This window comes from Variovorax sp. Soil_C_12, assembly GCF_057657375.1.
Genome location: NZ_JBDGIO010000005.1, coordinates 180353 through 203562, shown reverse-complemented (window position 1 = coordinate 203562; position 23210 = coordinate 180353). Strand labels below are relative to the sequence as shown.

Genomic DNA, 23210 nt, shown 5'->3' with positions numbered 1-23210 from the left:
CGTCCCATGCACAAATTCGACGAGATGTACGAGCAGCTGCCCTACCCAGGCGCGGCGATCCGGAATCACTACAAGCGCTACGACCAGTGGCTCGCGAAGCAACCGCCCGAGGTGATGCGTTCGCGGCGCGAGGAGGCGGAGATGATCTTCCGCCGGGTCGGTATCACCTTCGCCGTCTACGGCGCGAAGGACGAGGACGGTTCGGGCACCGAGCGCCTGATCCCCTTCGACCTGCTGCCGCGCATCATCCCCGCCCATGAATGGGAGAGCATGGAGAAGGGCCTGGTGCAGCGCGTGACGGCGCTCAACCGCTTCATCCACGACGTCTACCACGGGCAGGAGATCGTCAAGGCCGGCGTGGTGCCCTCCGAGCAGATCTTCAACAACGCGCAGTACCGGCCCGAGATGGTGGGCGTGAAGGTGCCCAACGACGTCTACTCGCACATCGCCGGGATCGACATCGTGCGCGCGCCCGACGCCAGCGGCAACGGCGAGTACTACGTGCTCGAAGACAACCTGCGCGTGCCCAGCGGCGTGAGCTACATGCTGGAGAACCGCAAGATGATGATGCGGCTCTTCCCCGACCTCTTCAGCCAGAACCGCGTCGCCCCGGTGGCGCACTATCCCGACCTGCTGCTCGAAACCCTGCGCGCGTCCGCCCCGCCGGCCACTGCCGAGCCCACGGTGGTGGTGCTCACGCCCGGCATGTACAACAGCGCCTACTTCGAGCACGCCTTCCTCGCCCAGCAGATGGGCGTGGAGCTGGTCGAGGGGCAGGACCTCTTCGTCAAGGACGACTTCGTCTACATGCGCACCACCCGCGGACCGCGGCGCGTGGACGTCATCTACCGCCGCGTGGACGACGACTTCCTCGACCCCGAGGTGTTCCGCCCGACGTCCACACTGGGCTGCGCCGGCCTGATGCGCGCCTACCGCGAGGGCAACGTCGTGATCTGCAATGCCGTGGGCACCGGCGTGGCCGACGACAAGTCGATCTACCCCTACGTGCCGAAGATGATCGAGTTCTACCTGGGCGAGCAGCCGATCCTCAAGAACGTGCCGACCTGGATGTGCCGCAACAAGGAAGACCTCGACTACACCCTGGCCCACATGAAGGACCTGGTGGTCAAGGAGGTGCATGGCGCCGGCGGCTACGGCATGCTGATCGGCCCGGCCGCGACGCAGGCCGAGATCGAGGACTTCAAGAAGGCCGTGCTGGCCAAGCCCGACGGCTACATCGCGCAGCCCACGCTGAGCCTGTCGACCTCGCCCACCTTCGTCGAGTCGGGCATCGCGCCGCGCCACATCGACCTGCGGCCCTTCGTGCTTTCGGGCAAGGAAGTGCAGATGGTGCCGGGCGGGCTCACGCGCGTCGCGCTCAAGGAGGGCTCGCTGGTGGTCAACTCCTCGCAGGGCGGGGGCACCAAGGACACCTGGATCCTCGAGGGCGACCGGCGAACCAAGCCGCGCAACGGCGCGCCGGAACAGACGCAGAGCCAGACCCAGACGCAGTCGAGCTGATCCGAGGAGAAGAACACCATGCTTTCGCGCACTGCCGATCACCTCTACTGGATGTCGCGCTACACCGAACGGGCGGGCGATATGCCGAAGGCATTCGCGGGGGCGACTGACAATTGCGCGAAGCGCTTGTCATGTCGCCACCAAAACACGCCAAAGCGCGACAGCGCTTTCGGGGTTTGAGGCCATTACAGGGAACCGCCACATGCTCTCACGCACCGCCGATCACCTTTACTGGATGTCGCGCTACACCGAACGGGCCGAAAACACCGCCCGCATGCTCGACGTCAACTACCAGACCTCGCTCTTGCCGCAATCGGCCGAGGTCGCCAAATACGGCTGGCAGGGCCTGCTGTCGATCAGCGAGCTGCTGCCGGCCTTCAACGACAAGTACGACCAGATCACGCCCGACCGCGTGATGGAGTTCATGGTCAAGGACGAGGCCAATCCTTCGTCCATCGTGTCCTGCCTGCGTGCCGCGCGCGAGAACGCGCGGGCCGTGCGGGGCGCGCTCACCACCGAATCGTGGGAGACGCAGAACACCACCTGGCTCGAGGTCAACCGCATGCTGCGCGCCGGCGACTTCGAGCGCGACCCAGGGCAGTTCTTCGAGTGGGTCAAGTTCCGCTCGCACCTGTCGCGCGGCGTGACGGTGGGCACCATGCTGCAAGACGAGGCCTTCCACTTCTCGCGCCTGGGCACCTTCATCGAGCGCGCCGACAACACGGCGCGCCTGGTCGACGTGAAGTTCCATGCGCTCAACAGCGAGTTCTTCGGCACCGCCACCGAGGAGGACCAGGAGTACGACTTCTATCACTGGAGCGCCATCTTGCGCAGCGTCTCGGCCTTCGAGGTCTACCGCAAGGTGTACCGCGACGTGATCAAGCCTGAGCGCGTGGCCGAGCTGCTGATCCTGCGCGCGGACATGCCACGCTCGCTGCACGCCAGCCTGGTCGAGGTGGTGAACGACCTCGAGAAGGTGCAGAACGACCAGAGCGCCGAGACCCAGCGGCGCGCCGGCAAGCTGCTGGCCGATCTGCAGTACGCGCGCGTCGACGAGATCCTCGCGACCGGGCTGCACGCGTACCTCACGCAGTTCCTCGACCGGGTGAACGAGCTCGGATGGCGGATCAGCCAGGACTTCCTGGTGCCGGGACACTGAAGGGATTAATCCCAAGTCCGCGGAAAGTGTGCGTGCGGTAAGGCGTAAGTCTTATCGATTTCAAGTATCGACTTTTGGAGGGGTGCGGCCCCTCCGGGCTTCGGCTATCTTCCCTCGCCACACACCAAAGGCTCAGGGAGTAGGCGATGCAGGGAGTACAGGGGGCCGCGATAGCGGCGGGTTCGCGCGCAGGCTTGGAAGAGGGCGCGCGAACCGCAGACCCCGCGCTGCATGCCTTGTGTGCTCTGCCGCGCACGCACCGCATCGCAGCCGATCCGGCCACGCTGGCCCGCGACCTTGGCTGCAGCCTGGTGAGGGCGCCGACATCGATCTGTTCTTGCGTGCGGCCCGGCATCTGGCCGTGCGGCAGCGGGCCGAGATCAAGCCGAAAACCTTTCCGTTCATGCGCTACGGCACCGTTGGCGCCGCCGCCGTGCGCACCGTCACGGCCGATTCGGTGAGCTACGAGAAGCGCGGGGTGGTCTTTCCGGTGACGCTGGTGATGGAGCGCTGAGGGCGCAAGCCGCAAGAGAAAAGGGAAAGGAAAAGCACAGCATGGATTCGAGTGAGATCCCCACCATCGTCTGGCTCAGCATGGCGACTGTGATCCTGGCCTTGGCATGGTTTCTCGGCTGGGACGCGACCAGCGAGAGGCGATACCGGCAGCTCGTGCGTCTGGAAAAAATCCTGCTACGAGCTGCTGCATATGCGTTGGTGCTGGGCGGACTGGCGTCGGTGGGCTTTGTTCTGTGGTGGTGGTTGGCGTGAATCCACGCAAGGCGTTGCGTGATATCCACGGGAATCAAATCTGACCAATTCTCGCTTGGGGAATATTCACATTGAACGCGACGTCGCGGGTCGTTAACGTGCCGGACTTGATTTCGCTGTCGCACAAGTCACCAACTAATTAACCAGGGAAGAAAGACATGGCAACTACGCCACTGCCGTTGGCCGCCTGCCTCAAGTACGCCGAACTACAAAGGCAGCAGAGGCATCTTTAGTCAATGAGAGCAACGCATGGAAGCGTGGTACCAAAGCCTCAAGGATCGGCGGCTACTGCAGTCTGGCCAACGACCTGTCCCCAGAACAGCCTGGCGCCCCTCCTGGCCGCCGACTGGCGCTGAAGTGCAGCGATCGATCGAAAGGCGCGTTGCCCGGCGCGCCTGCCGATCTCAGCGCCGGGACAGTGGCTTCTAAACCCGCACCGGCCGCGGCCGGCGCTCATTGCCGTAACAATGGGCGCCAAAAGGAGAGATGCCATGGCCGGATTCGAAGTCAATGAGATCGTTGCTGCGCTGCGCGGGGCGCGCGAGGAGTGGCGCGATGCCCAGAAGCGCTCGCGGGAGCCGGGAAGCCGCGAGTTCCCTTCGCGCGATGCGCTGGCCGCGATCGTCGAATCGCTGAAGGGCGCGCTGTTCCCGATGCGGCTGGGCCCGCCCGAGCTGCGCCACGAGAGCGAGGACTTCTACGTCGGCCACACGCTCGATTCGGCGCTGCAGTCGTTGCTGGCGCAGGGCCGGCTGGAGCTGCGCTACAACGCACGCCACCAGCCGCGCGATCCGGCCGAGATCGATGCCGAGGCGGAGCAGGCCGTGCGCGCCTTCGCCGCGGCGCTGCCGTCGATTCGCCGCCTGCTGGACGGCGACGTGCTCGCCGCGTACCAGGGCGACCCGGCCGCGAACAGCGTCGACGAAGTGCTGCTGTGCTACCCCGGCATCCTGGCGATGATCCATCACCGCCTCGCGCACCAGCTCTACGGGCTGGGCCTGCCGCTGCTGGCGCGCATCGTGGCCGAGCTCGCGCATGCGCAGACCGGCATCGACATCCATCCCGGCGCGCGCATCGACGCTGGCTTTTTCATCGACCATGGCACTGGCGTCGTGATCGGCGAGACCACGGTGATCGGCAAGCGCGTGCGCCTCTACCAGCATGTGACCCTGGGCGCCAAGCGCTTCCCCATCGACCCCGAAGGCAACCTGCAGAAGGGCCTGCCGCGGCATCCGATCGTGGAGGACGACGTGGTGATCTATGCCGGCGCCACCATCCTCGGCCGCGTGACGCTGGGCAAGGGCGCGGTGATCGGCGGCAACACCTGGATCACCGACGATGTGCCGGCCGGCGCGAACATCACGCAGGCCAGCCTCCAGAAGGCGGGCTGCGATTGAGCTTGTCTGGAAAAGGTCAAAGGCGCTTCGCATAATTTGCCGCACCCCAACACAAAGGAGCTTTTATGAGCCAGACCCGAATTGCCGTCATCGTCGGCAGCCTGCGCAAGGATTCCTTCAACCGCAAGCTTGCGCTCGCGCTCGCGCATCTGATGCCTGCGGACTTCACGCTCGAGCATCTGCGCATCGACGACCTGCCGCTCTACAACCAGGACGACGACGGCAACCAGGCACCCTCGGTGAAGCGGCTCAAGTCCGAGATCGCCGCCGCGCAAGGCTTGATCTTCGTGACGCCGGAATACAACCGCGCGTTGCCCGGCGTGCTGAAGAACGCAATCGACCACGCATCGCGGCCTTACGGGCAGAGCGCCTGGGCCGGCAAGCCGGCCGGCGTGATCGGCATCTCGGTCGGCGCCATCGGAACCGCCGTCGCGCAGCAGCAGTTGCGCACCGTGCTGGCTTATCTGGACGTGCCCACGCTCGGCCAGCCCGAAGCCTTCATCCAGAACAAGGAAAGCCTGTTCGATGACAAGGGCCATATTGCCGAGGGGAGTACCAAGAAGTTCCTGCAGGGGTGGGTCGACAAGTACGTGGACTGGATCAAGCGCCACGCCACCGCCTGAGGCACATCGTGTGCGGGGCGGCTGAAACGCCGCCGGGCCGCATGGCGGCCCTTCGAGGCGCGTGAGGCCTGAGCCTCACGCTGCACAACTTTCTGGAATCAGGCCGCGATGGACGCGACGTCCTGGTTGGCGGCTTCGCCCGCCACCACGCCGATGTCGGCGCGTGCGGCACCGAGTGCTGCCGCCTTCGGCGCATCGCCCATGGCCAGGCCTTCGGCGCGCACAAAGCGCACGTCCGTGATGCCCACGAAGCCCAGCACCACCTTGAGGTAGCTCTCCTGGTGCTCCATCGCCTGGCCGCCTTCGGTCGTCGAGTAGATGCCGCCGCGGGTGATGGCGACGATCACGGTCTTGCCGCCGGCCAGGCCCACGGGGCCCTTGTCGGTGTACGTGAAGGTGCGGCCGACCTGCGCGATGCGGTCGATCCAGGCCTTCAACTGGCTCGGAATCGAGAAGTTGTAGAACGGGGCGCCGATCACGATCACGTCGGCGGCCAGGAACTGGCTCACCAGCTTTTCCGAAACCGCGTTCTCGGCGCGCTGGCGCTCGGTGAACTCGGTGCCGGCCGGTGCGCGGAAGCCCAGCGAATGGCTGTCGAGGTGGCTGGGTGCGGAAACGGCCAGGTCGAGGTACTCGACTTCCGTGCCGGGGTGGTTGTTGCGCCAGGTGGCGACCGCTTCGGCCGTCAGCTGGCGCGAAACGGAGTTGTCACCCAGGACGCTGGAATCGATGTGCAGCAGCTTCATGATCAATCGCTTTCTTTCGATGTGGCGCCGGCACAGGAATCGGTCGGCATGGGTGATAGTCTATTTTTGAGTCGAGTGATTGATAAGCCGGCAAATTTCACACAGTTCGTCCTATTGATGGAACAATGCCGGCCATGCAAGACCTCAACGACATGGTTTTTTTCGCCGAGGTGGCCGAGCGCGGCGGCTTTGCGGCAGCCGGCCGGGCGCTGGGCATCCCGAAGTCGAGGCTGTCGCGCCGCGTGGCTGAACTGGAAGGGCGGCTGGGCGTGCAGCTGTTGCAGCGCAGCACCCGGCAACTGTCGCTGACGCCGGCCGGCGAGCTCTATCTGCGCCACAGCGTCGCGATGCGCGACGCGGCCCAGGCCGCGGCCGAGGCCATCGCCCAGGTGCAGACCGAGCCGCGCGGCGTGGTGCGCATCAGCTGCCCCATCACGCTGGCGCAGAGCGGCGTCGGAGTGCTGGTGTCGCAGTTCATGCTGCGCTACCCCGCGGTGCAGATCGAGATGCGCATCCTGAACCGGGCCGTCGACCCGATCGAAGAGGGCATCGACCTGGCGCTGCGCGTGCGGCCGGTCATCGAAGACAGCACGACGCTGGTGGCCAAGCAGTTCGCCACCTCCCGGGGCGTGCTGGTGGCCAGCCCGGACCAGCTCCGGCGCCAGGGCCCGGTGCGGACGGTGGATGAGCTCGGGCGCCTGGACACCGTGTCCCAGTCGGCCGCGGACGGGCGTGCCAGCTGGTGCCTGGAAGGCCCAGGCGGTGCCAGGCACACGTTCCAGCACCAGCCGCGCTACTTGGCGGACGACCTGCTGACACTGAAATTCGCGGTGGTGGAGGGCGTCGGCGCCAGCATGCTGCCCGAGTACATGTGCAAGGACGACCTCGAAGCGAAGCGCCTGGTCCAGGTGCTACCGGGCTGGGGCCCGCCGCCGGGCATCCTGCATGCGGTCTTTCCCTCACGGCGGGCACTGGTGCCGGCGATCCGGAAACTGATCGATTTCCTGGCCGAGCACACCGGCGCGGGCGGTTTCGTGCTCACGGTATGACGAAAGTCTGAGGCTGTCCTTATTCGCTTTATGCCATATTCAAACAAGCAGATATTCGTTTGGCTTTGAAGCAATGCTTCGCAGAATCGGCGCTCTCTCCATCGAGCAAGAAGAAAGAGCGACCATGGCAACCCTGCGACTCGGCGACACCGCCCCGAATTTCACCCAGGACTCCAGCGAAGGCCCCATCGACTTCTACCAGTGGGCCGGCGACGCCTGGGTCGTGCTGTTCTCGCACCCGGCCGATTTCACGCCCGTCTGCACCACCGAGCTGGGCAAGACCGCGGCGCTGGCCACCGAATTCGCCCGGCGCGGCGTCAAGCCGATCGCGATCAGCGTCGACCCGGTGGACAAGCACAAGGAGTGGATCGCCGACATCGACGACACGCAGAACACCACCGTCAACTTCCCGATCCTGGCCGATGCCGATCGCAAGGTGGCCGACCTCTACGACCTGATCCACCCGAACGCCTCGACCACCGCCACCGTGCGCAGCGTGTTCATCATCGATCCGAAGAAGGTGGTCCGCACCACCATCACCTACCCGGCGAGCACGGGCCGCAACTTCGACGAGATCCTGCGCGTGATCGACTCGCTGCAGCTGACCGACAGCCACAAGGTGGCGACGCCCGCCAACTGGCGCGACGGCGACGAGGTGGTGATCGTCCCCAGCCTGCAGGACCCGGACGAGATCGCCCAGCGCTTTCCCAAGGGCTACAAGGCCGTGCGGCCCTACCTGCGCCTGACGCCGCAGCCCAACCGCTGAGCGAGCAAGCGAGCGAACTCGTGAGCGCAGCGACCCTCGTCATCGTCCCCGGCTGGCGCGATTCCGGTCCGGGCCACTGGCAAAGCCTGTGGGCCGAGCGCATGCAGGGCGCCGTGCGCGTGGTGCAGGACGACTGGATCACGCCCAAGCGCGAGGCCTGGGTGGCGGCGCTCGAAACGCTGGTGCTGCAAAGCCCCGGCCCGGTCGTGATCGTCGCCCACAGCCTGGGCTGCATCGCGACCGCGCACCTGTCCGAGGCCGCCGCGGCCCGCATCCGCGGCGCGCTGCTGGTGGCGCCGGCCGACCCGGAACGGCGCGCCGCGCTCGCGGACTTCGCGCCCGTGCCTTATGCGAAGCTGCCGTACCGCAGCATCGTGGTGGCCAGCAGCAACGACCCCTATTGCCCGGTGCGCCTGGCCGGCGCCTATGCCCGCGCCTGGGGCAGCGAATTCGTTCGCATGCAGAATGCCGGCCATATCAACGTCGATTCGGGGCATGGCGACTGGCCTTTGGGCCTGGCGCTGCTCCAGTCGCTGACGGACGACCCCCATGCCCCGACGGGCGTCCGTCCCCCCTTCGAACCACTGGCAACCCTATGACTTTCAAGACGACGAAGACGAAGGCGATCATCGCCGCCCTGGCGCTGGCTGCCGCCGCAGGCACCGCCTCGGCCCAGACCCTGCTGAACGTGTCCTACGACGTGGCGCGCGAGTTCTACAAGGACTACAACGCGGCCTTCGTGGCCCACTACAAGAAGACCGCGGGCAAGGACGTCAAGATCGACCAGTCGCATGCCGGCTCCAGCGCGCAGGCGCGCGCCGTGGCCGACGGCCTGGAGGCCGACGTGGTGACCATGAACACCACCACCGACATCGACTTCCTCGCCAATGCCGGCGTGGTCGCCAAGGACTGGGCCAAGCGCTTCCCGCAGAACGCGGCGCCCACCACCTCGACCATGCTGTTCCTCACGCGCAACGGCAACCCCAAGGGCATCAAGGACTGGGACGACCTCGTCAAGCCCGGCGTGCAGGTCGTGATCGTCAACCCCAAGACCGGCGGCAACGGCCGCTATGCCTACCTCGCCGCCTGGGGCTACGTGAAGAAGAAGGGCGGCAGCGACGCGCAGGCCGCCGAGTTCGTGGGCAAGCTCTTCAAGAACGTGCCGGTGCTGGCGCGCGGCGGCCGCGACGCCACCACCGCCTTCCTGCAGCGCAACATCGGCGACGTGCTGATCACCTTCGAATCCGAAGTGGTCTCCATCGACCGCGAATTCGGCGCCGGCAAGGTCGATGCGGTCTATCCCTCGATCAGCATCCTGGCCGAGAACCCGGTGGCCGTGGTCGAGCGCACGGTGGCCAAGAAGGGCACCGGCGAGCTCGCCAAGGCCTACCTCGACTACCTGTACTCCGACGAGGCGCAGGAGATCGCGGCCAAGCATGCGCTGCGCCCGCGCTCGGAAGCCGTGCTCAAGAGGCACGCCGCGACCTTCAAGCCCTTGCAGCTCTTCACTGTGCAGGAACTGTTCGGCAGCCTCGGCGAAGCGCAGAAGGTCCACTTCAATGACGGTGGTCAGTTCGACAAGCTCTACACGCCCGGCGCCAAGTAAAAAATGAGCGGTGCTCTCTCTTCGGCGCTGCCGGCACCGGCAGCGCCGTCCGCACGTCCGGGACGCCCAGGCGTCTCGCGCCGCGTGCTGCCCGGCTTTCATCTCACGCTGGGCTTTTCGCTCTTCTATCTCTGCCTGATCGTGCTGATCCCGCTGTCGGCGCTGGTCTTCAAGACCTCGGCGCTCAGCTGGGAGCAGTTCTGGACCGCGGTGACCGCGCCGCGCGTGATGGCTTCGTACCGCCTGACCTTCGGCGCCTCGCTGATCGCGGCACTGGTCAACCTGGTCTTCGGGCTGCTGGTGGCCTGGGTGCTGGTGCGCTACAAGTTCCCGGGCAAGCGCATCGTCGACGCGCTGGTCGACCTGCCTTTCGCGCTGCCCACCGCCGTGGCCGGCATCTCGCTCACGGCGCTGCTCGCGGGCAACGGCTGGATCGGCCAGTACCTCGAGCCCATGGGCATCAAGCTGGCCTTCACGCCGGCCGGCATTGTGATCGCGCTGATCTTCATCGGCCTGCCCTTCGTGGTGCGCACCGTGCAGCCCGTGCTCGAGGACACCGAGAAGGAACTGGAAGAGGCCGCCACCAGCCTCGGCGCGACGCGGCTGCAGACCTTCACCAAGGTGATCCTGCCCTCCATCACGCCGGCGCTGCTGACCGGCTTCGCGATGGCCTTCGCCCGCGCGATCGGCGAGTACGGCTCGGTGATCTTCATCGCCGGCAACATGCCGATGATCTCGGAGATCACGCCGCTGATCATCATCGGCAAGCTGGAGCAGTATGACTTTGCGGGCGCCACCGCGGTCGCGCTGGTGATGCTGGTGATCTCCTTCGCGCTGCTGCTGGTCATCAATGCGCTGCAGGCCTGGCAGCGGCGGCGTGGAGCCTCGGCATGAGCAGTACGCGCACCGTTCGCCGCGCCAAGGCCGGCACCACCGAGGCGGCCTGGGTGCGCTACACCTTGATCGGCGTGGCGCTGGCCTTCATGTTCCTGTTCCTCGTGCTGCCGCTCGCCGCCGTGGCGACCGAGGCCCTGCGCAAGGGCGCCGGCGCCTACCTCGAAGCGCTGAAAGAGCCCGATGCCTGGAGCGCGATCCGCCTGACGCTGATCACCGCCGCCATCACGGTGCCGATGAACCTCGTCTTCGGCGTCGCCGCCGCCTGGGCCATCGCCAAGTTCGAGTTCCGCGGCAAGGCACTGCTGACCACGCTGGTCGATCTTCCCTTTGCCGTGTCGCCCGTGGTGGCGGGCCTGATCTACGTGTTGGTCTTCGGCGCGCAGGGCTGGTTCGGCCCCTGGCTGGCGGCGCACGACATCAAGATCATCTTCGCCGTGCCGGGCATCGTGCTGGCCACCATCTTCGTGACCTTCCCCTTCATCGCGCGCGAGCTGATCCCGCTGATGCAGGCCCAGGGCACCGAAGAAGAGCAGGCCGCCATCGTGCTCGGCGCGACCGGCTGGCAGACCTTCCGCCGCGTGACCCTGCCCAACATCAAGTGGGGGCTGCTGTACGGCGTGATCCTCTGCAACGCGCGCGCCATGGGCGAGTTCGGCGCGGTGTCGGTGGTCTCGGGCCACATCCGCGGCCAGACCAACACCATGCCGCTGCACGTCGAAGTGCTCTACAACGAATACCAGTCCGTGGCCGCTTTCGCGGTGGCCTCGCTGCTGGCCATCCTGGCGCTGGTCACGCTGGTCATCAAGTCGGTCATCGAATGGCGCCACGAGCGCGAGATGAAGGCCCTGGCCGAGCTGCCGCCCGAGCGGCCGCTCTCGGCAGCGCAAGCCTGAGGAGAACAAGACATGAGCATTGAAATCCGCAACGTCAGCAAGCAGTTCGGCGACTTCCACGCGCTGCGCGACGTCAGCCTCGACGTCGATTCGGGCGAGCTGGTCGCGCTGCTGGGCCCCTCGGGCTGCGGCAAGACCACCTTGCTGCGCATCATCGCGGGCCTGGAAACGGCCGACGCCGGCAGCATTCTCTTCGCCGGCGAGGACACCACCGACGTGCATGTGCGCGAGCGCCAGGTCGGCTTCGTGTTCCAGCACTACGCGCTGTTCCGCCACATGACCGTGTTCGAGAACGTGGCCTTCGGCTTGCGCGTCAAGCCGCGCGGCCTGCGGCCCGGCGAGGCGCAGATCAAGGCCAAGGTGCACGAGCTGCTCAAGCTCGTGCAGCTCGACTGGCTGGCCGACCGCTACCCGGCCCAGCTCTCGGGCGGCCAGCGCCAGCGCATCGCCCTGGCCCGCGCGCTCGCGGTCGAGCCCAAGGTGCTGCTGCTCGACGAGCCTTTCGGCGCGCTCGACGCCAAGGTCCGCAAGGAGCTGCGCCGCTGGCTGCGCCGGCTGCACGACGAGCTGCACGTCACCAGCATCTTCGTCACCCACGACCAGGAGGAGGCGCTGGAAGTCGCCGACCGCGTGGTGCTGATGAACGGCGGCCGCATCGAGCAGGTCGGCTCGCCGCAGGACGTGTGGGACCACCCGGCCAGCCCCTTCGTCTACGGCTTCCTCGGCGACGTGAACCTGTTTCACGGCCGCGCGCACGAGGGCGAGGTACATCTGGAGGGCGTTCGCATCGATTCGCCCGAGCACCGCGACCTGCGCAACGGCAAGGCCCTGGCCTATGTGCGGCCGCACGACCTCGACGTCGAGCGCTATGTGCCCGGCGCCAGCGGCATCGTCGCCACCTTGAGCCGGGCTATCGTGGTCGGACCGATCGCGCGCCTGGAACTCGAACCGGTCGAATCGAATCCAGACAATCCTGGTTCCGGAACCATCATCGAGGCGCAACTCCCTGCGCAACAGTTCCGGGACCTGGGCTTGCGCGAAGGCGAGACGGTGGTTGCCACGCCGCGCCGGGCCCGCGTCTTCGTAGAGGGGCATTGATTTGTTGGACTGGTATTTCGGAGCGCCGCGCCGCGCGCTCGCGCTGATCTGCGCGGCCTGCGTGGCCATGCTGGCCTTCGGGCTTTATCTGCAGCATGTGGTGGGGCTCGAGCCGTGCCCGATGTGCATCGTGCAGCGCTATGCGCTGGTGCTGGTGGCGGTCTTCACCGGCCTGGCGGCGCTGAGCAAGGGCCGTGGCCTGCAGCTCACAGGCGCGACGCTGGCGTTGGTGATGGCGGTGGGCGGTGCCTATACGGCCGCGCGCCAGAGCTGGCTGCAGTGGTATCCGCCGGAGGTCGTGTCCTGCGGGCGCGACCTCTACGGGATGATCGAGACCTTTCCGCTGAAGCGGGCGCTGCCGATGATCTTTCGGGGTGGCGGGGACTGCACGCAGATCGACTGGACCTTTTTGGGGTTGTCGATTGCGAACTGGTCCTTCATTTCGTTCGTGGTGTTCGGCCTGCTGTTGCTGGGGCTGTTGTTCTGGCGGCGCGGCCCGCGCGCCGGTGTTCAGAGCGGTAGCGTGTCGAAGGCCGCTTAGGTTGTGCCTTCATCGACCATCTAGGTTGTCCTTGCTGAGCGTGGGATAGCGCTCAGATCACCATATGGGCAAGTGTTGCCCGTGTGCTGGCATGAGGTGACGCGCTCAGACATCCAGTCGGCCAGAGAACTCAGCCGTGATCCCATTGGGAATTGAGAGCTCTAGCCGATGTTCGCGAGCGGCGTCCCCATCGATGATGAAATCAGCCTTCCAATGAATACCGATGACCTGGTTCTTGGCCAGCGGCAGCCAGTCCTGGCCTTCGTTGGCAACCGCATAAGTTTGCCAATCGATCGAGATTTTGAAATTGTTATTTTCATGAGAAAGCTCCCACTTGCAGGCACCCATGCCGAGTGGGTCGAGTTGGTTGGCGGCGAGGTCCTCAGGCGCCAGAAGAGAACTGAAAACTTCGTTTGCTACCGAATCGGGCCCGTGCGCCGAGCCCGTCGTCCCGTTCGATGCTCCAGCGAGGGGCGTCGGCTTCCTGGACGATGCTTTCGATGCGCGGTGTGCGTTTGCCCCACTCCACGACGAGTTGGGCTACCTGGCCTGAATCAATGGTCATAGATACGTACCTGCTTGCACGTGGCTAGCCGACCCCTGTAGGACGTGCTTCTTCGCCACGACGTGGAACCCCCTGTGAAGCTCGGAAACCTTTGTGACCCGGTTTGCTCATCGGATCAGTAACCTGCTGCAAACGAAGGTTCCACCGTCAGGAAGCCCAGGCGGTTGAACTTTTCTGACCCGTTGAGAAGAAAGGGCAAGGAACAGGTTTCACTCGGAAACAGGGCGCGAATGGGCAATATTTCTCCCATCTTCGGCAGCGGTTGGAACGCGCTTTGCTTGCAGCAGTACGGAAATAAAGCAAACAAAAGTACTGACTACAAAGAAGCCAGCTTCGACCTACCTGTTCACCATCGAGAAAAACGGCCCAAAGTTCCCCAGCAGCCAGTTCTGGCTGAAGTCCAACGCCGCTCTCCGGGACTTCTCGTCGGCCTGCGCAGGCAGCAGGTCCAAGCGCGCGACCACCTTCGACAGCTCGCGGTCGACGACCAGGTTGCACCCGCGCTTGCTGATCTCGGGCCAGCAGCAGCGGCTGGCAATCCGGCCGCCCGGTCTTCAATCGATCAGCTAGAGCGAGATCTCGACGTGGCGCGCCTGTTCTCCGCGTTCACGTCGTTTCTGGGCCGGGTCTCGAAGACGAGGCGGATCGCCTCGCCCATGCCTCCCGCCGCGAAGGCGGGAGCCGCGCTCAGAGCGGCAGCGTGTCGAAGGCGGCGTAAGAAGTCGCGAGCCAGCTCTTCACGCGCTGGCGCTCCAGTAGCCCGAGCGCGCTGGCGCCTTCGCGGTCGTTGACCGCCTTCCAGAAGCTGGTGTTCCGCGCATCGATTTTGCGCATGCTGGCGTCGTGCAGGCGGGGCAGGGCGATCACGCGGGCCCCGTGCGCGGCCGCCTTGCTGAGCGACTGCGAGCCGAGCAGCAGGCCGAAGTCGTTGCCGCGGCCGTAGTTCTGCACCACGATGTAGTTGGGCCGATTGCCGAAGGTGTCGACCAGCGTGCCGAGCAGGTCGCTCGAGTCCTTGCCGTCGTCCAGCACGTGCCAGAAGTTGACCGTCACGCCGAGCTCGGCGAAGACGTCGAAGAGATCCGAATCCTTGATCCAGCGCGCCAGCGGCGCCAGCGTCTGCGCTGCGAGGTCGACGATCACGCTCTGCTGCGGACGCGTCTCGAAGCCGTTGACCACCGTGTCCAGGCCCTCATAACTGTCGACCACCACCGGCGAGGCGAAGCCTTCGTAGAAGCGGGTGAAGGAGCTGTGCGATCGATCGGTGTCGAAGCCCACGAAAGGCTTGCTGTGATCGATGAAGTACTGCGCCAGGACCCGGGCGGTGACGGACTTGCCGACACCGCCTTTTTCGCCGCCGATGAAGTTGAGGGAGCTCATAAGGGTGTTGGTGCGGTGGTAGAGAAGGGTCAGGCATTCTAGGTGCCAAGTACCGTGATGACGCCCGACACCTTTTTGCCGTGGACCGCAGCGCAACGCACCGAAAAGACGGGCAGCCGCCAATCTTCGTTCAGTTCAGATCGAGGCGTCCCGAGAACGTCACCTGAATCCCCTCCAGACCGCCAACAGTCGACATTTCCATACGGCCTTGGGTGGCTGCCTCTCCGCTGATCATAAATTCCGCTTGGAAGCGGATACCAATGACCTCGTTTTCGGCCAAGGGCAGAAGGGATCTCGCATTTGGTTTTGCCTCGGCATAAGCTTGCCAGTCGAACAGCAGCCTAAAGTCATTGCCGTCGCGCAATATTTTTAGCTTGGCGCTTCCCATGCCTTCGTGGGGGCCAATTATTTGCCGCGTACCATCAGGTTGAACCAGTTCAACCTGCCGTCCGACAGTATTCCTTGACGTGATCATGCGCAAGTGGCTCATGGGCCTTCCATCGACGCTTATCAGTCCTTTCCAGAAAGCTGTTGCGAACCCTTGAGTAAGGACCGACGAGATGACAGTCCTTGCCGCGGGGAAAGTCGCGAGGTCGATAAAAGCAAGAGCGACGGCTTCCTTGTGTAAATTTTCCCCTTTGATTTTGTGCTCTTGGCTACGAAATATCGTTCCCTCGTGAACAAACTCGACCTCACCTCGATGCAAATCGAGAAATGCCTGATCTGTTACGAGTACCTGTTGCCTCTCTTCGAGTTCTGGGCCGACGAACTTTGTTGCGCGTTTTATCTCTTCATTCAGGGCTTGATTGAAATAGGACTCGTAATACAAGTCATTTTTCCCGGGAAACTCATCAACCCCGTCACCTTGGTAAGTTGGAGTTTTGGTCAACGAATAGGTGCCCTTCAAATTCCCGTGGCCATCCAAATTTATGCCTTTGGGAATTTTGTTGCGAACAGGGCTCAGCTTGGCGCTCACCTTTTTCTTGAAATCCGGCACGTTCTGAGATCTCAGAGAGTCTGAGGCGTACTTGTGCCTCCTTACTTCGTGAGCGATGATTGGTGGCAACTCAGACCAGGCCGCATTCCACATCAATGGTAGTTCGATCAGATTGTTGTGTCTTTTCAGACGCGACGATTCCGGGCCGTTGGGCGAAAACGCAGTTTGCCGAGATGGTATGTTTGGTTCTTTGTCGATCTCATCCGGATCGAGGGATTTAACGTTGTTCAGTAACGCCTTCATGTCCTTCAGAGCTTTGTCGGACTCTGAACTGCTCGATACTTCTTCTTTGGCATCCGCCAATGATTCAGAAGCCGTTTTCACCAAAATATCACGCTCGCCAAGTTCATTGTTTAAAATGCCGGTCTCCTTGATTGGACTGACGGGTGTGGCGTTGAAAAAAACGGCATTTGCATCGAAATTCGACCCTCGAAGATTAACCTCGGCTGGTCGATCGTTTGCAATTTTGCTTTCGCGCCTAGACCCGATTCTCTGAGATATGACTGAGGGGGTTGAGGCTTTTCTTCTTTCAAACAAGGTTGAAAGAATTTTCTTTTGCCGAGCATCTTCCGTTTTGCCCTGCTTGTCTGTGCTTGAATCGAGCGGGATCGGTGACGGGGATATTTTGTTTACGTTCATGATTTGATTTTGCCAAGTGATTTTCAATGACGCCGGCATTGTTAGTCAAGCCAGTGTTGCGGTAAATACTGCGCCGAGGCTCTTGGATATGATGCCGCTGATAATTTGCCGAGCTCTTTCGGTCTCACCCTTGGAAGCACCGCGGCATCTCAGCGGGCTCATTGCTCTTCACGAGCGGCCGTCACGCAAATATCCTGAAACTTTGTGTGGTCCATCAAGAAGACACTTGGTTGGTTGGAGAATGAGTTGCTCGGTACGCGAAGTTGTTCTCAGGCGAGAAGCGCAGAACTGAAAACCTCATTTGCTACCGCATCGGGCTGTGCTCCTCGCGCGACGATTTCCCTCCATTGCTGTGCTTGGTCGACGAAGGAGAGAAGGCCCGATTGCAGATCAGCTGAATAGGCGTGCGGCACCGTGACGCGGCCACAGAGCTGGAATTCGCCATTCGGCTCGCTGAGCGCCATCGCCCAATCGTTGGCGGCGTGCTCGAGGGACGTGAGCATCATCAAAGCCTCGCAGGTCGCGAGCCGGTGCTCCTCGGGCGGTCGGCCTAGGTCAGTTTCGAGGCTGAGCCTGCCGCGTTCTTCATCGAGTTCCGCAAGAACAATGTGGCCGTCTTCCAACTCGATGGCCCAGCGAGGCGCGTCGGCCTCCTGGACGATGCTTTCGATGCGCGGTGTGCGTTCGCCCAGCTCCACGAGGAGTTGGGCTACCTGGTCTGGATGAATGGTCATAGACACATGCCTGCATGCACGTGGCCAGCCGCCCCTGCGGACGTGCTTCTTCGCCACGACGTTGAACCCCCTGTGAAGCTCGGAAACCTTGTTGACCCGGTTTGCTCATCAGATCAGTAACCCGCTGCAAACGAAGGTTCCATGGCCAGGGAGGCCCGGCGGTTGATCTTTTCTGACCCCTTCAGAAGAAAGGGGAAGGAATCGCCTTCACTCGGAAATCCAGCGCAGATGGGCAATATTTCCCCCATCTTCAGCAGCCGTTGGCGCACGCTTTGCTTGCAGCAGTACGGAAATACCGCAAACAAAAGTACTGGCTACAAAGAAGCCAGCTTCGACCTACCTGTTCACCATCGCGAAAAACGGCCCGAAGTTCCCCAGCAGCCAGTTCTGGCTGAAGTCCAACGCCGCTCTCCGGTACTTCTCGTCCGCCTGCGCAGCCAGCAGGTCCAGCCGCGCCACCACCTTCGACAGCTCGCGGTCGACCACCAGGTTGCGCCCGCGCTCGCTGATCTCGGTGGCCAGCAGGAGCGGCTGGCCATCCGGCCCGGTCTTCGATCCGATCAGCCACAGCGAGATCTCGACGTTGCGCGCCGCGCGGTAGCTGTTTTCCGCGTTCACCCCGTCGAGCATGGTCTGCTCCCAGGTGCCGCCGTTGGCCTGCTTGAGCATGGAAGCCCAGCCCACCACCAGCGCCGCCACGCGGTCCCCCTCGTAGGGCCTGGGCTGGGTCTCGAAGGCGAGGCGGATGGCGTCGATGCCGGTGGCGCCGCGCAGCTGCGCCAGCGGGGTGTCCTGCGAAACGGCGTCCCAGGTGCGCTGGGTCGCGTCTTCCGCGCTCGACGCCCACTTGCGCCATTCCCGCGGATTGCGCCGGTACAGCGAGAGCTGCACGCGCCGTATCGATTGCAGGTTGTCGCGCAGCGCCAGGTTCGCGATGCGGTTGGCGCCGGACTGCAGCCACTCGTTGCTGCCATAAGGCTCCGCGCGCTCGGTGCTGGCGCAGCCCGACAGGCCGAGGAGGGTTGCGGCCAGGCCGCCCATGAGCACGGCGCGGCGGCGCGCGGGAGGGGAAGAACGGAGGGATTCGCGCATGGCCCGCACGTTATCATCGCCGCCTCGGGCAGCAGCCGGTCCCGGAGGGTGAGGCCGGCGAATATTCCCTTACAAATCAATACCTTGGCAATCTAAGCCAGACCAGCCGTGCGTCTCAACTCGATCAAGCTCTCCGGCTTCAAGTCCTTCGCGGAACCCACCAATTTCCTTTTGCCCGGCCAACTGGTGGGCGTGGTGGGCCCCAACGGCTGCGGCAAGTCGAACATCATGGATGCGGTGCGCTGGGTGCTCGGCGAATCGCGCGCTTCCGAACTGCGTGGCGAGTCCATGCAGGACGTGATCTTCAACGGCACGACCACGCGCAAGCAGGCCAGCCGTTCGAGCGTGGAGCTGGTGTTCGACAACTCCGACCACCGCGCCGGCGGCCAGTGGTCGCAGTTTGCCGAGATCGCGGTCAAGCGGGTGCTGACGCGCGACGGCAATTCGAGCTACTTCATCAACAACCAGCCGGTGCGCCGGCGCGACGTGCAGGACGTGTTCCTGGGCACCGGCCTCGGCCCGCGCGCCTACGCGATCATCGGGCAGGGGACGATCAGCCGGATCATCGAGTCCAAGCCCGAGGAGCTGCGTCTCTTCCTCGAAGAAGCCGCCGGCGTCTCCAAGTACAAGGAGCGCCGCCGCGAGACGGAGAACCGGCTCGGCGACACCCGCGAGAACCTCACCCGCGTCGAAGACATCCTGCGCGAGCTCGGCAGCAACCTGGAGCGGCTGGAGAAGCAGGCCGAGGTCGCGACCCGCTACAACACGCTGCAGGCCGACGCCACGCGCAAGCAGCACCAGCTGTGGTTCCTCAAGCGCAGCGAGAGCGAGGGCGACCAGTCCAAGGTCAAGGCCGATGGCGAGAAGGCGATCAACGACCTCGAATCGCGCACGGCCGATCTGCGCCATGTCGAATCCGAGCTCGAGACCGTGCGCCAGGCGCACTACGCGGCCGGCGACCAGGTCAACCAGGCGCAGGGCAAGCTTTACGAGGCGAGTGCCGAGGTCGGCCGGCTGGAAGGCGAAATCCGCTTCGTGGTCGAGGGCCGCCAGCGCGTGGAGCAGCGCCTGGTGCAGCTCGGCGAGCAGATCGCGCAATGGAACACGCGCCGCGAAGATGCCGAGGCCGAGATCGAGACGCTCGCCGGCCAGGGCGTGAATGCCGAGGAGCAGGCCGAGTTGCTGGCCGCGCAGCTCGAGGAGCATGACGCGCGGATTCCCAGCCTCGAAGAAGCGCAGCAGCGCGCGCAGGACGAGGCCAACGCCCAGCGCGCCAGCGTCGCGCAGGTGCAGCAGCAGATCCAGGTGCTGGCCGCCGACCAGCGCAACATCGAGGACCAGACCCGCCAGCTGACGCAGCGCGCCGAGCGCCTGCGCAGCGATCAGAACGCGCTCGCGGCGCCCGACGAAGCGCGGCTGCGCGACCTGCAGGAGCAACTGGCCGCCGCGCAGGAAGCCGCCAGCGAAGCCGATGCGCGCCTGCACGAGCTGCAGGAAGCCGTGCCGCAACTCGACGAGGACCGCCGCGGCAAGCAGCAGGCCGTCAACACCGAGGGGGCGCGCCATGCCGAGCTGTCGGCCCGGCTCGAAGCGCTCAAGGCACTGCAGGAGAAGGTCAAGACCGACGGCAAGCTCGCCCCCTGGCTGTCCAAGCACGGCCTCGAAGGCCTGCAGGGCCTGTGGAGCCGCATCCACATCGAGCAGGGCTGGGAGAACGCGCTCGAAGCCGCGCTGCGCGAGCGCCTGGGCGCGCTCGAAGTCAGCCGCCTCGACATGGTCCGCGCCTTCGGCGGCGATGCGCCGCCGGCCAAGCTGGCCTTCTACAGCCCGCCCACGGCCGCGGCGCCACAGGCCCAGGGCGAGCTGCCGCGCCTCGCGGATCTGCTGCGCCTGGGCGATGCGGGCCAGCAGGCGCTGCTGTCCGACTGGCTGCACGGCTGCTTCACCGCGACTACGCTCGAAGAAGCACTGGCCCAGCGCGACAAGCTGCAGCCGGGCGAGGCGATCTTCGTCCAGAGCGGCCATGCGGTCACGGCCCACAGCGTGAGCTTCTACGCACAGGATTCCGAGCAGGCCGGCCTGCTGGCCCGCCAGCAGGAGATGGAGAACCTGGAGCGCCAGCTGCGCGCCCAGGCGCTGATCAGCGAAGAGGCCCGCACGGCGCTGGCCCGTGCCGAGTCCGCCTACGGCGATGCGGCGCAGCGCCTGGTCGCGGCGCGGCGCGAAGCGGCCGACACGCAGTCGCGCGCGCACGAGCTGCAGGTCGAGACGCTGCGCCTCACGCAGTTGGCCGAGCAGGCGCGCGTGCGCAGCGAGCAGCTGACCACCGACCTCGGCGAGGTCGAGGCGCAGCTGGAAGAGCTGCAGGAAAAGCGCGTCGCCGCCGAGGGCCGCTTCGAGGAGCTGGACATGCAGCTGGCCGACAGCCAGGAGCGCCATGCCCAGCTCGACGAGCGGGTGATCGAGGCCGGCCGTGCCCTGTCCGCCAGCCGCGAGCAGCACCGCAGCCTGGAGCGCCAGGCGCAGGAGGCGGTGTTCGCGCAGCGCACGCTCGAAGCACGCCGCGCCGAACTCAACCGCGCGATCGAGACGGCGACCCAGCAGGTGGTTTCGCTTGCTGAAGAAGACGAGCGCGCCCGAGCGGAGCTCGGCCGCCTGTCCGACGCCGCGGCCCAGGCCGGGCTGCAGGACGCGCTGTCCCTCAAGCTCGAACGCGAGACGGCGCTGGGCGCCACGCGCAGCCAGTACGACGACCTCACGCTCAAGCTGCGCGCCAGCGACGAGCGCCGCCTGCAGCTCGAGCGCGAGCTCGACCCGCTGCGCCAGCGCATCACCGAGCTGCAGCTGAAGGAGCAGGCCGCTCGCCTGGGCTTCGAGCAGTACCAGCAGCTGCTGACCGATGCCCAGGCCGACCTCGAGGCGGTCGCGCGCTCGATCGAGGAGGACAAGGTTCGGCTCACCGGCCTGCAGTCCGAGATCGACCGCCTCAACCGCGAGGTGGCCGCGCTGGGTGCCGTCAACCTTGCCGCCCTCGACGAGCTGACGGTCGCGCGCGAGCGCAAGACCTTCCTCGATGCGCAGTCGGCCGACCTCAACGAGGCCATCAACACGCTGGAGGATGCGATCCGCAAGATCGACGGCGAGACGCGCGAGCTGCTCGGCGGCACCTTCAAGATCGTCAACGAGCATTTCAGCCGGATGTTCCCGGAGCTCTTCGGCGGCGGCAACGCGAGGCTCATGATGACCGGCGACGAAATCCTCGACTCCGGCGTGCAGGTGATGGCGCAGCCGCCCGGCAAGAAGAACCAGACCATCCACCTGCTGTCGGGCGGCGAAAAGGCGCTGACCGCGATCGCGCTGGTGTTCGCAATCTTCCAGCTGAACCCTGCGCCCTTCTGCCTGCTGGACGAAGTGGATGCGCCGCTGGACGACGCCAACACCGAGCGCTACGCCAAGCTGGTGACGGCGATGAGCCGCGAAACCCAGTTCCTCTTCATCAGCCACAACAAAATCGCGATGGAGATGGCCGAGCAACTGATCGGCGTGACCATGCAGGAGCAGGGCGTCTCGCGCATCGTGGCGGTGGACATGGAATCTGCCGTATCGATGGCCGAGGCAGCATGAGCAACCTGACCGTCGCGCTGGCCATCCTCGGCGGCCTCGTGCTCGCCACGGTGGTCGGCTACAACGCCTGGATGTCGCGCCGCAACGCGCCGCGCCAACCCGATGCGCCGGACGGCGGTGCGCGCGAAACGGCGCCGGCGCCCATGAGCCGCGAGGAGGAGCCGGTGCTGCACGTGACGGGGCATCCGGTCGCCGGCGCCGAGCGGCACGAGCCGCTGTTCGACCCCGACCTGCCCGCGCCCAGCGCGCTGCCGATCCCGACGGCCGACCGCCGCGGCGGGCTCGACCCGCTGATCGACGTGATCGCGCCCATCACGCTGGAGGGCCTGGCCTCCGGCGACGCCGCCATCGCGGCCATGCCGGCCACGCGCCGCGCCGGCAGCAAGCCGGTGGCGATCGAGGGCCTCAACGAGCACACCGGCGAATGGGAACCGGCCGCGCCCGGCCAGCGCTACGGCGCCTTCCAGGCCGGCGTGCAGCTGGCCAACCGCACCGGCGCGCTCAACGAGATCGAGTACTCCGAGTTCGTGGTCAAGGCCCAGGCCTTCGCGGATGCGATCAACGGGGCGCCCGAGTTTCCCGAGATGCTCGACGAGGTGGCGCGGGCGCGCGAGCTCGACCAGTTCGCCAGTGCGCACGACGCCCAGCTGGGCTTCGTGCTGCGCGCGCTGCACGCCGCGTGGAGCCCCGGCTACGTGCAGCAGAATGCCGCGCGGCTGGGCTTCGTGGCCGGGATCATTCCGGGCCGCATGGTGCTGCCGGCGAGCGAGCTCGGCCTGCCGCCGATCCTGGGCCTGTCCTTCGACACCCAGGCTGCGCTGGCCGACGACCCGGCCCAGTCGGCCATCCGCGAGCTCACGCTGAGCCTGGACGTGCCCCAGGTCGACCGCAGCGAGCGCCCCTTCGCGCGCATGCGCGAAACGGCCGCGACGCTGGCGCGCGAGATGGACGGCGTCGTGACCGACAGCGACGGCCAGCTGCTGCGCGAGGAGACGATGGACGCGATCGGGGCCGATCTCGAGCAGCTCTACGACACCCTCGATTCGCGCGAGCTGTCGGCGGGTTCCCCGCTGGCCCGGCGCCTCTTCAGCTAAAAACGGGCTCTGATCCCGGAG

Annotated in this window: 24 protein-coding genes; 17 read left to right on the top strand and 7 right to left on the bottom strand. The window is 65.4% G+C overall.

What is annotated here, in order from left to right; all coding sequences use genetic code 11:
* Nucleotides 1-6: 6 nt before the first annotated feature.
* The 7 genes from AC3A6X_RS15650 (at nucleotide 7) to AC3A6X_RS15620 (ending at nucleotide 5468) form a co-directional block, all read left to right on the top strand.
* Nucleotides 7-1521, top strand: coding sequence for a circularly permuted type 2 ATP-grasp protein (locus AC3A6X_RS15650; protein ID WP_487843048.1), 1515 nt, complete (start codon nucleotides 7-9; stop codon nucleotides 1519-1521).
* A gap of 18 nt (nucleotides 1522-1539) precedes the next feature.
* Nucleotides 1540-1701, top strand: coding sequence for an alpha-E domain-containing protein (locus AC3A6X_RS15645; protein ID WP_162574461.1), 162 nt, complete (start codon nucleotides 1540-1542; stop codon nucleotides 1699-1701).
* 22 nt (nucleotides 1702-1723) lie between these two features.
* The gene (locus AC3A6X_RS15640; RefSeq protein ID WP_487843047.1) at nucleotides 1724-2680 is read left to right on the top strand and encodes an alpha-E domain-containing protein; all 957 of its coding nucleotides are present in this window, start codon (nucleotides 1724-1726) and stop codon (nucleotides 2678-2680) included.
* 337 nt (nucleotides 2681-3017) lie between these two features.
* On the top strand, nucleotides 3018-3194 hold the full coding sequence (locus tag AC3A6X_RS15635; protein ID WP_487843046.1) for a hypothetical protein: 177 nt from the start codon (nucleotides 3018-3020) through the stop codon (nucleotides 3192-3194).
* 41 nt (nucleotides 3195-3235) lie between these two features.
* Entirely contained in the window at nucleotides 3236-3448 is a 213-nt protein-coding gene (locus AC3A6X_RS15630) for a hypothetical protein (protein WP_487843045.1), read from the top strand.
* Nucleotides 3449-3939: 491 nt separating this feature from the next.
* A complete protein-coding gene (gene epsC, locus AC3A6X_RS15625) occupies nucleotides 3940-4845 on the top strand; it encodes a serine O-acetyltransferase EpsC (protein ID WP_487843044.1) in 906 nt (301 codons plus the stop codon).
* 65 nt (nucleotides 4846-4910) lie between these two features.
* The gene (locus AC3A6X_RS15620) at nucleotides 4911-5468 is read left to right on the top strand and encodes an NADPH-dependent FMN reductase (RefSeq protein WP_487843043.1); all 558 of its coding nucleotides are present in this window, start codon (nucleotides 4911-4913) and stop codon (nucleotides 5466-5468) included.
* Nucleotides 5469-5566: 98 nt separating this feature from the next.
* Here the strand turns inward: AC3A6X_RS15620 and AC3A6X_RS15615 are convergent, their stop codons facing one another.
* The gene (locus AC3A6X_RS15615) at nucleotides 5567-6214 is read right to left on the bottom strand and encodes an FMN-dependent NADH-azoreductase (protein ID WP_487843042.1); all 648 of its coding nucleotides are present in this window, start codon (nucleotides 6212-6214) and stop codon (nucleotides 5567-5569) included.
* Nucleotides 6215-6348: 134 nt separating this feature from the next.
* On the opposite strand from AC3A6X_RS15615, the gene AC3A6X_RS15610 reads away from it, so the two are divergent.
* From AC3A6X_RS15610 to AC3A6X_RS15575, 8 genes are all read left to right on the top strand, one after another.
* Nucleotides 6349-7263: a LysR family transcriptional regulator gene (locus AC3A6X_RS15610; protein ID WP_487843041.1), complete on the top strand. Its 915-nt coding sequence runs from the start codon at nucleotides 6349-6351 to the stop codon at nucleotides 7261-7263.
* 124 nt (nucleotides 7264-7387) lie between these two features.
* A complete protein-coding gene (locus AC3A6X_RS15605) occupies nucleotides 7388-8029 on the top strand; it encodes a peroxiredoxin (RefSeq protein ID WP_487843040.1) in 642 nt (213 codons plus the stop codon).
* 20 nt (nucleotides 8030-8049) lie between these two features.
* Nucleotides 8050-8628, top strand: a complete 579-nt coding sequence (locus AC3A6X_RS15600) for an RBBP9/YdeN family alpha/beta hydrolase (protein WP_487843039.1) — start codon at nucleotides 8050-8052, stop codon at nucleotides 8626-8628.
* Nucleotides 8625-9635: a sulfate ABC transporter substrate-binding protein gene (locus tag AC3A6X_RS15595; RefSeq protein ID WP_487843038.1), complete on the top strand. Its 1011-nt coding sequence runs from the start codon at nucleotides 8625-8627 to the stop codon at nucleotides 9633-9635. Before AC3A6X_RS15600 ends, AC3A6X_RS15595 begins: the two co-directional genes overlap by 4 nt.
* A 3-nt stretch (nucleotides 9636-9638) precedes the next feature.
* Entirely contained in the window at nucleotides 9639-10529 is an 891-nt protein-coding gene (gene cysT, locus AC3A6X_RS15590) for a sulfate ABC transporter permease subunit CysT (RefSeq protein ID WP_309962276.1), read from the top strand.
* The gene (gene cysW / locus AC3A6X_RS15585; protein ID WP_309962278.1) at nucleotides 10526-11425 is read left to right on the top strand and encodes a sulfate ABC transporter permease subunit CysW; all 900 of its coding nucleotides are present in this window, start codon (nucleotides 10526-10528) and stop codon (nucleotides 11423-11425) included. Before cysT ends, cysW begins: the two co-directional genes overlap by 4 nt.
* Before the next feature lie 12 nt (nucleotides 11426-11437).
* Nucleotides 11438-12523, top strand: a complete 1086-nt coding sequence (locus AC3A6X_RS15580) for a sulfate/molybdate ABC transporter ATP-binding protein (RefSeq protein ID WP_487843037.1) — start codon at nucleotides 11438-11440, stop codon at nucleotides 12521-12523.
* 1 nt (nucleotide 12524) lies between these two features.
* Complete coding sequence (locus AC3A6X_RS15575; protein WP_487843036.1) at nucleotides 12525-13064, top strand: disulfide bond formation protein B; 540 nt, start codon at nucleotides 12525-12527, stop codon at nucleotides 13062-13064.
* 105 nt (nucleotides 13065-13169) lie between these two features.
* Here AC3A6X_RS15575 and AC3A6X_RS15570 read toward each other — a convergent pair whose 3' ends face one another.
* From AC3A6X_RS15570 to AC3A6X_RS15545, 6 genes are all read right to left on the bottom strand, one after another.
* The gene (locus tag AC3A6X_RS15570; RefSeq protein WP_487843035.1) at nucleotides 13170-13412 is read right to left on the bottom strand and encodes a hypothetical protein; all 243 of its coding nucleotides are present in this window, start codon (nucleotides 13410-13412) and stop codon (nucleotides 13170-13172) included.
* 34 nt (nucleotides 13413-13446) lie between these two features.
* A complete protein-coding gene (locus tag AC3A6X_RS15565) occupies nucleotides 13447-13629 on the bottom strand; it encodes a hypothetical protein (protein ID WP_487843034.1) in 183 nt (60 codons plus the stop codon).
* 687 nt (nucleotides 13630-14316) lie between these two features.
* Nucleotides 14317-15009 (bottom strand): P-loop NTPase family protein, encoded by a 693-nt coding sequence (locus AC3A6X_RS15560; protein ID WP_487843033.1) that lies wholly within the window; start codon nucleotides 15007-15009, stop codon nucleotides 14317-14319.
* Nucleotides 15010-15139: 130 nt separating this feature from the next.
* Nucleotides 15140-16645 carry a hypothetical protein gene (locus AC3A6X_RS15555; RefSeq protein WP_487843032.1) on the bottom strand — a complete coding sequence of 502 codons (1506 nt, stop codon included), beginning with the start codon at nucleotides 16643-16645 and terminating at the stop codon, nucleotides 15140-15142.
* A 269-nt stretch (nucleotides 16646-16914) separates the two neighbouring features.
* Nucleotides 16915-17379: a type III secretion system chaperone gene (locus AC3A6X_RS15550; protein WP_487843031.1), complete on the bottom strand. Its 465-nt coding sequence runs from the start codon at nucleotides 17377-17379 to the stop codon at nucleotides 16915-16917.
* A 336-nt stretch (nucleotides 17380-17715) separates the two neighbouring features.
* The gene (locus AC3A6X_RS15545) at nucleotides 17716-18471 is read right to left on the bottom strand and encodes a hypothetical protein (protein ID WP_487843030.1); all 756 of its coding nucleotides are present in this window, start codon (nucleotides 18469-18471) and stop codon (nucleotides 17716-17718) included.
* Between the two features lie 108 nt (nucleotides 18472-18579).
* Between AC3A6X_RS15545 and smc the strand changes: the two genes are divergently transcribed.
* A complete protein-coding gene (gene smc, locus AC3A6X_RS15540; protein WP_487843029.1) occupies nucleotides 18580-22095 on the top strand; it encodes a chromosome segregation protein SMC in 3516 nt (1171 codons plus the stop codon).
* Complete coding sequence (locus tag AC3A6X_RS15535; RefSeq protein WP_487843028.1) at nucleotides 22092-23189, top strand: cell division protein ZipA C-terminal FtsZ-binding domain-containing protein; 1098 nt, start codon at nucleotides 22092-22094, stop codon at nucleotides 23187-23189. The genes smc and AC3A6X_RS15535 overlap by 4 nt, the downstream gene beginning before the upstream one ends.
* Nucleotides 23190-23210 lie beyond the last annotated feature (21 nt).

What these genes read in the sequence shown, in the direction of transcription:
- AC3A6X_RS15650 (WP_487843048.1), top strand. Translation starts at nt 7, where the DNA reads ATGCACAAATTCGACGAGATGTACGAGCAGCTGCCCTACCCAGGCGCG.
- AC3A6X_RS15645 (WP_162574461.1), top strand. Translation starts at nt 1,540, where the DNA reads ATGCTTTCGCGCACTGCCGATCACCTCTACTGGATGTCGCGCTACACC.
- AC3A6X_RS15640 (WP_487843047.1), top strand. Translation starts at nt 1,724, where the DNA reads ATGCTCTCACGCACCGCCGATCACCTTTACTGGATGTCGCGCTACACC.
- AC3A6X_RS15630 (WP_487843045.1), top strand. Translation starts at nt 3,236, where the DNA reads ATGGATTCGAGTGAGATCCCCACCATCGTCTGGCTCAGCATGGCGACT.
- epsC (WP_487843044.1), top strand. Translation starts at nt 3,940, where the DNA reads ATGGCCGGATTCGAAGTCAATGAGATCGTTGCTGCGCTGCGCGGGGCG.
- AC3A6X_RS15620 (WP_487843043.1), top strand. Translation starts at nt 4,911, where the DNA reads ATGAGCCAGACCCGAATTGCCGTCATCGTCGGCAGCCTGCGCAAGGAT.
- AC3A6X_RS15615 (WP_487843042.1), bottom strand. Translation starts at nt 6,214, where the DNA reads ATGAAGCTGCTGCACATCGATTCCAGCGTCCTGGGTGACAACTCCGTT.
- AC3A6X_RS15610 (WP_487843041.1), top strand. Translation starts at nt 6,349, where the DNA reads ATGCAAGACCTCAACGACATGGTTTTTTTCGCCGAGGTGGCCGAGCGC.
- AC3A6X_RS15605 (WP_487843040.1), top strand. Translation starts at nt 7,388, where the DNA reads ATGGCAACCCTGCGACTCGGCGACACCGCCCCGAATTTCACCCAGGAC.
- AC3A6X_RS15595 (WP_487843038.1), top strand. Translation starts at nt 8,625, where the DNA reads ATGACTTTCAAGACGACGAAGACGAAGGCGATCATCGCCGCCCTGGCG.
- cysT (WP_309962276.1), top strand. Translation starts at nt 9,639, where the DNA reads ATGAGCGGTGCTCTCTCTTCGGCGCTGCCGGCACCGGCAGCGCCGTCC.
- cysW (WP_309962278.1), top strand. Translation starts at nt 10,526, where the DNA reads ATGAGCAGTACGCGCACCGTTCGCCGCGCCAAGGCCGGCACCACCGAG.
- AC3A6X_RS15580 (WP_487843037.1), top strand. Translation starts at nt 11,438, where the DNA reads ATGAGCATTGAAATCCGCAACGTCAGCAAGCAGTTCGGCGACTTCCAC.
- AC3A6X_RS15570 (WP_487843035.1), bottom strand. Translation starts at nt 13,412, where the DNA reads ATGGGTGCCTGCAAGTGGGAGCTTTCTCATGAAAATAACAATTTCAAA.
- AC3A6X_RS15565 (WP_487843034.1), bottom strand. Translation starts at nt 13,629, where the DNA reads ATGACCATTGATTCAGGCCAGGTAGCCCAACTCGTCGTGGAGTGGGGC.
- AC3A6X_RS15560 (WP_487843033.1), bottom strand. Translation starts at nt 15,009, where the DNA reads ATGAGCTCCCTCAACTTCATCGGCGGCGAAAAAGGCGGTGTCGGCAAG.
- AC3A6X_RS15555 (WP_487843032.1), bottom strand. Translation starts at nt 16,645, where the DNA reads ATGAACGTAAACAAAATATCCCCGTCACCGATCCCGCTCGATTCAAGC.
- AC3A6X_RS15550 (WP_487843031.1), bottom strand. Translation starts at nt 17,379, where the DNA reads ATGACCATTCATCCAGACCAGGTAGCCCAACTCCTCGTGGAGCTGGGC.
- AC3A6X_RS15545 (WP_487843030.1), bottom strand. Translation starts at nt 18,471, where the DNA reads ATGCGCGAATCCCTCCGTTCTTCCCCTCCCGCGCGCCGCCGCGCCGTG.
- AC3A6X_RS15535 (WP_487843028.1), top strand. Translation starts at nt 22,092, where the DNA reads ATGAGCAACCTGACCGTCGCGCTGGCCATCCTCGGCGGCCTCGTGCTC.